Origin of the sequence: uncultured Streptococcus sp., assembly GCF_963545685.1 — a bacterium.
Taxonomy (GTDB): domain Bacteria; phylum Bacillota; class Bacilli; order Lactobacillales; family Streptococcaceae; genus Streptococcus.
In genome coordinates, this window is sequence record NZ_CAUUKN010000020.1 from 18394 (window position 1) to 28294 (window position 9901).

Sequence of the window (9901 nt, forward strand, 5' to 3'; positions counted from 1 at the left end):
TGTATCAGGGGTTTTAGCGATTTTCCTGAAAAAAGTTTCAGCTATCAAATAACATGAAAATGAGAATTGAAAACCCATGAAATAGACCTGTTACAAAATATTTCTAATGTTGATGTTATGTTAAATATATTTTATAAAAAAACAATTAATTCGAGAAATAGTTAGAAAATAATGATATAATGTAATTGTTTGAAATCGGATAGATTTCAGTCTGATTTTGACAAATAAAATCACGGGGAAAATTATAATGGAAAATAAGGTACACTATAAGCTTCATAAAGTTAAGAAGCAATGGGTTACAATTGCAGTTGCATCTGCAGCACTCGCTACTGTCGTAGGGGGATTGTCTGTAGCAACGTCTTCAGTTTCAGCGGATGAAACACAAGATAAGACTGTAACGCAACCAAATTCAGATACAACAGCTGACTTAGTTTTGTCAACTGAAGTATCTTCAACAGAAGCAACAAAAGAAGCAGACATTTTAACACCTGCAAAAGAAACAAATGCAGTAGAAGCAGGGGTTACAACTAACGCGCAAGTAACAGCTGATGCAACAACAGCAACAACAACTACTACTGATGTAGCAGCGGTAGCTGTTCCAAATAAAGAAGCAGTTGTAACAACAGATGCACCAGCTGTAACAACTGAAAAAGCAGAAGAACAGCCAGCTACCGTCAAGGCTGAAGTCGTCAATACAGAAGTTAAAGCTCCTGAAGCCGCTTTGAAAGATTCAGAAGTGGAAGCAGCACTTTCTTTGAAAAACATCAAAAACATTGATGGTAAATATTACTATGTAAATGAAGACGGTTCACACAAAGAAAACTTTGCCATTACTGTAAATGGTCAATTGCTTTATTTCGGTAAAGATGGTGCTCTTACAAGTTCATCAACATACTCTTTCACAAATGGAACAACAAATATTGTTGATGGTTTCTCAATAAATAACCGTGCCTACGATTCATCTGAAGCAAGTTTTGAATTGATTGATGGTTATTTGACTGCTGATAGCTGGTACCGTCCAGTTTCTATCATCAAAGATGGTGTGACTTGGCAAGCATCAACTGCAGAAGATTTCCGTCCACTTTTGATGGCTTGGTGGCCAAATGTAGATACGCAAGTTAACTACTTGAACTATATGTCTAAAGTCTTCAACTTGGATGCTAAATACACAAGCACAGATAAGCAAGCAGACTTAAATCGTGCGGCTAAGGATATTCAAGTTAAGATTGAACAAAAGATTCAGGCTGAAAAATCAACACAATGGTTGCGTGAAACTATCTCTGCCTTTGTTAAGACACAACCACAATGGAACAAAGAAACTGAAAACTATTCAAAAGGTGGAGGAGAGGATCACCTTCAAGGTGGAGCCCTTCTTTATGTGAATGACTCACGTACACCATGGGCAAATTCTAACTATCGTCTTTTGAACCGTACGGCTACTAACCAGACTGGTACGATTGATAAGTCAGTTCTTGATGAGCAGTCAGATCCAAACCACATGGGTGGTTTCGACTTCTTGCTTGCTAATGACGTAGATTTATCTAACCCAGTTGTACAAGCGGAACAATTGAACCAAATTCACTACCTAATGAACTGGGGCTCAATTGTTATGGGTGACAAGGATGCTAACTTCGATGGTATCCGTGTCGATGCGGTAGATAATGTCAATGCTGACATGCTTCAACTCTACACAAACTACTTCCGTGAGTACTATGGTGTAAATAAATCTGAGGCGCAAGCTCTTGCCCATATCTCTGTTCTTGAAGCGTGGAGTCTTAACGACAACCACTACAATGACAAGACTGATGGTGCTGCGCTTGCCATGGAAAATAAACAACGTTTGGCCCTTCTCTTCTCATTGGCTAAACCAATTAAAGAACGTACACCAGCTGTAAGTCCTTTGTATAACAATACTTTCAATACGACTCAACGCGATGTTAAGACTGACTGGATTAACAAAGATGGAAGCAATGCCTACAACGAAGACGGTACAGTAAAACAGTCTACAATTGGTAAATACAATGAGAAATACGGAGACGCGTCAGGAAACTACGTCTTTATCCGTGCCCATGACAACAACGTTCAAGATATTATTGCTGAAATCATCAAGAAAGAAATCAATCCAAAATCAGATGGTTTCACTATCACTGATTCTGAAATGAAGCAAGCCTTTGAAATCTACAACAAAGACATGCTCAGCAGCAATAAAAAATATACCTTGAATAATATCCCTGCAGCTTACGCTGTGATGTTGCAGAACATGGAAACAATCACTCGTGTCTACTATGGAGACCTTTATACAGATAACGGTAACTATATGGAAACTAAATCTCCATATTACGATACTATCGTTAACTTGATGAAGAGCCGTATCAAGTATGTATCTGGTGGACAAGCGCAACGTTCATACTGGTTGCCAACTGATGGTAAGATGGACAATTCAGATGTTGAACTTTACCGCACAAATGAAGTCTACACTTCAGTACGCTATGGTAAAGACATCATGACAGCTGATGATACAGAAGGTTCTAAATACAGCCGTACCTCTGGTCAGGTAACTCTTGTAGTGAATAATCCCAAATTGTCTTTGCATGAGTCAGCTAAGCTTAATGTTGAAATGGGTAAAATCCATGCCAACCAGAAATACCGTGCTTTGATTGTTGGTACAGCTGATGGTATCAAGAACTTTACATCTGATGCAGATGCAATCGCAGCAGGTTACGTGAAAGAAACAGACAGCAATGGTGTCTTGACTTTCGGTGCTAATGACATTAAGGGCTATGAAACATTTGATATGTCAGGTTTCGTAGCAGTTTGGGTTCCAGTCGGAGCTTCAGATGATCAAGATATCCGTGTAGCACCTTCAACAGAAGCTAAAAAAGAAGGTGAATTGACCCTTAAAGCGACTGAGGCTTATGATTCACAATTGATCTATGAAGGATTCTCTAACTTCCAAACTATCCCGGATGGTTCAGATCCTTCAGTCTATACTAACCGTAAGATTGCTGAAAATGTTGATTTGTTCAAATCATGGGGCGTAACATCATTTGAAATGGCACCACAATTTGTATCTGCCGATGATGGTACCTTCCTTGATTCAGTTATCCAAAATGGTTATGCCTTTGCGGACCGTTATGATCTTGCCATGAGTAAGAACAATAAATATGGTTCTAAAGAAGATCTTCGTGATGCTCTTAAAGCCCTTCACAAAGCGGGTATTCAAGCAATCGCTGACTGGGTACCAGACCAAATTTACCAATTGCCAGGTAAAGAAGTCGTAACAGCGACTCGTACTGACGGTGCAGGACGTAAGATTGCAGACGCTATCATTGATCATTCACTTTATGTGGCTAACTCTAAGTCATCAGGTAAGGATTACCAAGCTCAATATGGTGGTGAATTCTTAGCTGAACTTAAAGCTAAGTACCCTGAAATGTTCAAGGTAAACATGATCTCAACTGGTAAACCAATTGATGATTCTGTTAAATTGAAACAATGGAAGGCTGAGTATTTCAACGGAACAAACGTTCTCGAACGTGGTGTTGGCTATGTACTTAGCGATGAAGCAACTGGTAAATACTTCACTGTCACTAAAGACGGTAACTTCATTCCTCTTCAATTGACAGGAAATGAAAAGGTTGTTACTGGGTTCTCAAATGATGGTAAAGGAATCACTTACTTCGGTACAAGTGGTAATCAAGCTAAATCTGCCTTTGTTACTTTCAATGGAAATACCTATTACTTTGATGCACGTGGTCACATGGTTACTAATGGGGAATACTCACCAAATGGCAAAGATGTTTATCGTTTCTTGCCAAATGGTATCATGTTGAGCAATGCCTTCTACGTTGATGCTAATGGTAATACCTACCTTTATAACTATAAAGGTCAAATGTACAAGGGTGGTTACACTAAATTTGATGTAACTGAAACTGATAAAGATGGTAATGAATCTAAGCTTGTGAAATTCCGTTACTTCACCCAAGAAGGTGTCATGGCCAAAGGTGTTACGGTTATTGATGGTTTCACACAATACTTTGGTGAAGATGGTTTCCAAGCTAAAGATAAGTTAGTAACCTATAAAGGTAAGACTTATTACTTCGAACCTCATACTGGTAATGCTATCAAGAACACTTGGAGAAACATCGACGGTAAATGGTACCACTTTGATGCAAATGGTGTTGCCGCTACAGGTGCCCAAGTTATCAATGGTCAAAAACTTTACTTTAATGAAGATGGAAGCCAAGTCAAAGGTGGCGTTGTTAAGAATGCAGATGGTACCTATAGTAAGTACAAAGACGGTTCTGGAGAATTAGTTACAAACGAATTCTTCACAACTGATGGAAATACTTGGTACTATGCAGGCGCTAACGGTAAGACTGTTACAGGTGCTCAAGTGATCAATGGACAACACCTCTACTTTAAAGAGGATGGAAGTCAAGTCAAAGGTGGCGTTGTTAAGAATGCAGATGGTACCTATAGCAAGTACGATGCTGCAACAGGTGAACGTTTGACTAATGAATTCTTCACAACAGGTGATAACAATTGGTATTACATTGGCTCTAATGGTAAGACAGTAACTGGTGAAGTTAAAATTGGTGCTGATACCTATTACTTCGCTAAAGATGGTAAACAAGTAAAAGGACAAACGGTAGCTGCTGGTAATGGACGTATTAGCTATTACTATGGTGATAGTGGTAAGAAAGCCATCAGCACATGGATAGAAATCCAACCAGGAATCTACGTTTTCTTTGATAAGAATGGTCTTGCTTACCCACCTACAGTGTTAAACTAATAGATTGAAAAGGAGAACTTCGGTTCTCTTTTTTATGTCTATTTTATGTTAAGAAAACCTTTTGAAAAATCTTTTCAATTCGATTACATGACAATCATTTAATCTATTATTAAGATAGTAAAAAACTCATTAAAATAAGATTTATCAAGTTTTTTTGGCAGTAAAAAATGATATAATAAATAAGTCTTTAAGCTGTAGATTTTAAGACGAAAAAATATATGGGGAAAAATTGAATATGGAAAATAAAGTACGCTATAAACTGCACAAAGTGAAGAAGCAGTGGGTTACTTTGGCTGTTGCTTCGGCAACCTTGGCTACCATTGTTGGTGCTAGTGTTACCACAACTACACTTGTTTCAGCAGAAGAAATAAATAACTCTAATGCCTCACCTTCAACTACTACAGTCGAGGAAAATACAAATCCTGTAGTTGAGAAAGAAGTTAGTGCAACAACAGAGGTGGCAAGTGCTGCAAATGCCACAAGGACAGACAATGCGACGGTTACTGCTGACAAACCAGCTGAAACACTTGTTCAACCAAATGCTGGTGTGACTTCTGATAGAGCCGCAGTAGCAGAGGCTGATGGCCAACCTGAAACTACTGCTAAGCCAGAAGTAGCAGCTAAACCAGAAACAGCTACAACAACGGAAGTGGCAACCAATGCTGGACTTGCTGCCCCAAGGGCTGAAAAGTCTAACGAGCTTTCTGAGGCTGAAATTAAGGCTGCTGTCTCACTTGATAACATTAAAAAAGAAAAAGATGGTAAATATTACTATCTTCTTGAAGATGGCTCATACAAGAAAAACTTTGCCATCACTGTAAATGGTCAGGTCCTTTATTTTGATGAAAATGGTGCCCTTTCAAGTACATCAACCTATTCATTTACACAAGGAACAACAAATCTTGTGACTGATTTCACTAAAAATAATGCTGCTTATGACTCAACAAAAGCAAGTTTTGAACTTATTGATGGTTATTTGACAGCAGATAGTTGGTATCGTCCAAAAGAAATTCTTGAAGCTGGAACTACTTGGAAAGCTTCAACTGAAAAAGATTTCCGTCCACTTTTGATGGCTTGGTGGCCTGATAAGGATACTCAAGTAGCTTACTTGAACTACATGACTAAGGCTCTTAGCAATGGTGAAGAGACTAAAGATGTCTTTACGATTGAAAATTCTCAAGCTAGCTTGAATGCTGCTGCCCAAATTATCCAACGTAAGATTGAAATCAAGATTGCTGCTAATAAGTCAACAGATTGGTTGCGTCAATCAATTGAAGCTTTTGTTAAAGAGCAAGATAAATGGAACATTAACTCTGAATCTCCAGGTAAAGAACACTTCCAAAAAGGTGCCCTCTTATTTGTAAATAGTGATTTAACGAAGTGGGCTAACTCAGACTATCGTAAACTGGATCAAACAGCAACAAGCCGTTTATCAAATGATAAGATTAAGAGTGGTAGTGATGCTGGTTATGAGTTCTTGCTTTCAAGTGATATCGATAACTCAAACCCAATTGTGCAAGCTGAAATGCTTAACCAATTGTATTATTTCATGAACTGGGGACAAATCGTCTTTGGTGATAAGGACAAAGATGCTCACTTTGATGGTATCCGTGTTGATGCCGTGGATAATGTCAGTATCGACATGCTTCAATTGGTTTCCTCATACATGAAGGCGGCCTATAAGGTCAATGAGTCTGAAGCTCGTGCCCTTGCCAATATCTCAATTCTTGAAGCTTGGTCACAGAATGACCCATATTACGTAGACGAACACAATACAGCTGCCCTTTCAATGGATAATGGTCTTCGTTTGTCGATTGTTCATGGATTGACTCGTCCGGTGACTAATAAAGGTACAGGTGCTCGTAATGCATCGATGAAAGATCTTATTAATGGTGGTTACTTCGGCCTTTCAAACCGTGCTGAGGTCACATCATATGACCAACTTGGTTTTGCAACCTATCTCTTTGTTCGTGCACACGACTCAGAAGTTCAAACAGTTATTGCTGATATTATCAGTAAAAAAATTGATCCAACGACAGATGGTTTCACTTTCACATTGGATCAATTGAAACAAGCTTTTGACATTTATAATGCTGATATGTTGAAAGTTGATAAGGAATATACGCATTCAAATATTCCTGCTGCATATGCATTGATGCTTCAAACAATGGGAGCAGCAACACGTGTTTACTACGGAGATTTGTATACTGACAATGGTCAGTATATGGCTAAGAAATCACCATACTTTGATCAAATCACGACTCTCCTTAAAGCCCGTCCTAAGTATGTAGCTGGTGGTCAAACATCTTATATTCACAACCTTGCTGGGGACGGCGTATCATCTGCTAAAGATAACAAGGAAGTTCTTGTCTCTGTACGTTATGGTCAAGATTTGATGTCTAAGACAGATACAGAGGGTGGAAAATACGGCCGCAATTCTGGTATGTTGACCCTTATTGCTAATAACCCAGATTTGAAATTGGCAGATGGTGAAACAATTACTGTAAACATGGGGGCAGCTCACAAGAATCAAGCCTACCGTCCTCTCTTGCTTGGTACGGAAAATGGTATTGTGTCATCATTGACTGATGCAGATACTAAGGTTGTTAAATACACAGATGCGCAAGGAAATCTTGTCTTCACAGCTGATGAAATCAAAGGCTTTAAGACTGTTGATATGAGTGGTTACCTTTCTGTTTGGGTACCAGTTGGCGCTACTGAAGATCAAAATGTTCTGGCTACACCATCAACAAAAGCTTATAAAGAAGGGGATAAGGTATATAGCTCTTCTGCAGCTCTTGAAGCGCAAGTAATTTACGAAGGCTTCTCAAACTTCCAAGACTTTGTCAAAGAAGATAGCCAATACACGAATAAATTGATTGCAGCGAATGCTGACCTCTTCAAATCATGGGGGATTACTTCATTTGAAATCGCACCTCAATATGTGTCATCTAATGATGGGACCTTCCTTGATTCTATTATCGAAAATGGCTATGCCTTCACAGACCGTTATGACTTTGCCATGAGCAAAAACAATAAATATGGTTCAAAAGAAGACCTTCGTGATGCCCTCAAGGCTCTTCACAAACAAGGTATCCAAGTCATTGCTGACTGGGTTCCAGACCAATTGTACACTCTTCCAGGGAAAGAAGTAGTTACAGCTACTCGTACAGATACGCACGGTAAGGTGTTGGATGATACTAGCCTGGTTAATAAACTTTATGTGACAAACACTAAGTCATCAGGTGATGATTTCCAAGCACAGTACGGTGGTGCCTTCCTAGACAAACTTCAAAAGCTTTATCCAGAAATCTTTAAAGAAGTTATGGAAGCTTCAGGTAAGACGATTGATCCATCTGTTAAGATTAAACAGTGGGAAGCTAAGTACTTTAACGGTACAAACATTCAAAAACGTGGTTCTGACTACGTTCTCAGTGATGGTAAATTGTACTTCAACGTTAATGATAAAGGTGTCTTCTTGCCAGCAGCTTTGACTGGTGATACAAAAGCTAAGACTGGATTTGCTTATGATGGTACAGGTTTGACTTATTACACAACATCAGGAACTCAAGCTAAGGGTCAATTTGTGACTTATAACGGTAAACAGTATTACTTTAACGATAAGGGTTACCTTGTGACAGGTGAGCAAACTATCGATGGTTCTAACTATTACTTCTTGCCAAATGGTGTTATGTTTGCTGATGGTATCATTAAGAATGCTAAAGGTCAATCATTGGTATATGGTAAGTCAGGTAAATTGACAACTCAAACTGGCTGGAAAGAAGTCACTGTTAAAGATGACAATGGTAAAGAAGAAAAATTCTACCAATACTTCTTTAAAGGTGGAATCATGGCCACAGGTTTGACTGAAGTAGAAGGTAAAGAAAAATACTTCTATGACAATGGTTATCAAGCCAAAGGTATCTTCATTACGACTAAAGATGGTCAGTTGATGTTCTTCTGTGGTGATTCAGGTGAACGTAAGTACTCAGGCTTCTTTGAACAAGATGGTAACTGGTACTACGCCAATGATAAAGGCTACCTTGCTACTGGATTTACTAAGGTAGGTAAGCAAAACCTTTACTTCAATGAAAAAGGTGTTCAAGTTAAGAACCGTTTCTTCCAAGTTGGAGATGCGACTTACTATGCCAACAATGCTGGTGATGTACTTCGTGGTGCTCAAACCATCAATGGTGACGATCTTTACTTTGATGAGTCAGGTAAACAAGTTAAAGGTAACTTTGTAAACAATCCTGATGGTACGCGTTCATATTATGATGCTATCACAGGTGTGAAACTTGTTGATACATCAGTTGTTATCAATGGTGAAACCTACAATGTTGATGCTAAAGGAGTTGTTACCAAGGCTCATACACCAGGTTTCTACACAACTGGAGATAATAACTGGTTCTATTCAGACTCTTATGGACGTAATGTTACAGGTGCTCAGGTCATCAATGGTCAACATCTCTACTTCGATGCTAACGGTCGCCAAGTTAAGGGTGGCTTTGTGACTAACACTGACGGAAGCCGTTCATTCTACCATTGGAATACTGGTGATAAATTAGTTTCTACATTCTTTACGACTGGTCATGATAAATGGTATTATGCTGATTCTAAAGGTAATGTCGTTACAGGAGCTCAAGTTATCAACGGTCAAAAACTCTTCTTTGGTACTGATGGTAAGCAAGTTAAAGGTGGCTTTGCAACAAACGCTAATGGCACTCGCTCATATTACCATGGGGCTACTGGAGATAAGTTAGTATCAACTTTCTTCACTAGCGGAGACAATAACTGGTATTATGCTGATGCTAAAGGAGAAGTAGTCGTCGGTGAACAGACTATCAATGGACAACACCTTTACTTTGACCAAACTGGTAAACAAGTGAAGGGGGCAACAGCTACAAATCCTGATGGATCAATCTCTTACTATGATGTCCATACTGGTGACAAGGCTATTAATCGCTGGATTCGAATTCCTTCAGGGCAATGGGTATACTTCAATGCTCAAGGAAAAGGATACATGTCAAATTAATCGCTAATGAAAGAAGGGCTCCTTGTCAACTGTAGTGGGTGACGAAAAGCTAACATCTAGAGAGGACCGGA

Annotated in this window: 2 protein-coding genes; both read left to right on the plus strand. The window is 39.0% G+C overall.

The window, feature by feature from the left end:
• Positions 1-247 precede the first annotated feature (247 nt).
• On the plus strand, positions 248-4795 hold the full coding sequence (locus RWZ99_RS05345) for a glycoside hydrolase family 70 protein (protein WP_314676904.1): 4548 nt from the start codon (positions 248-250) through the stop codon (positions 4793-4795).
• Between the two features lie 235 nt (positions 4796-5030).
• On the plus strand, positions 5031-9830 hold the full coding sequence (locus tag RWZ99_RS05350; protein ID WP_314676905.1) for a glycoside hydrolase family 70 protein: 4800 nt from the start codon (positions 5031-5033) through the stop codon (positions 9828-9830).
• The last annotated feature ends 71 nt before the right edge of the window (positions 9831-9901 follow it).

Coding starts and splice junctions, on each gene's coding strand:
- RWZ99_RS05345 (WP_314676904.1), top strand. CDS start 248: ATGGAAAATAAGGTACACTATAAGCTTCATAAAGTTAAGAAGCAATGG.
- RWZ99_RS05350 (WP_314676905.1), top strand. CDS start 5,031: ATGGAAAATAAAGTACGCTATAAACTGCACAAAGTGAAGAAGCAGTGG.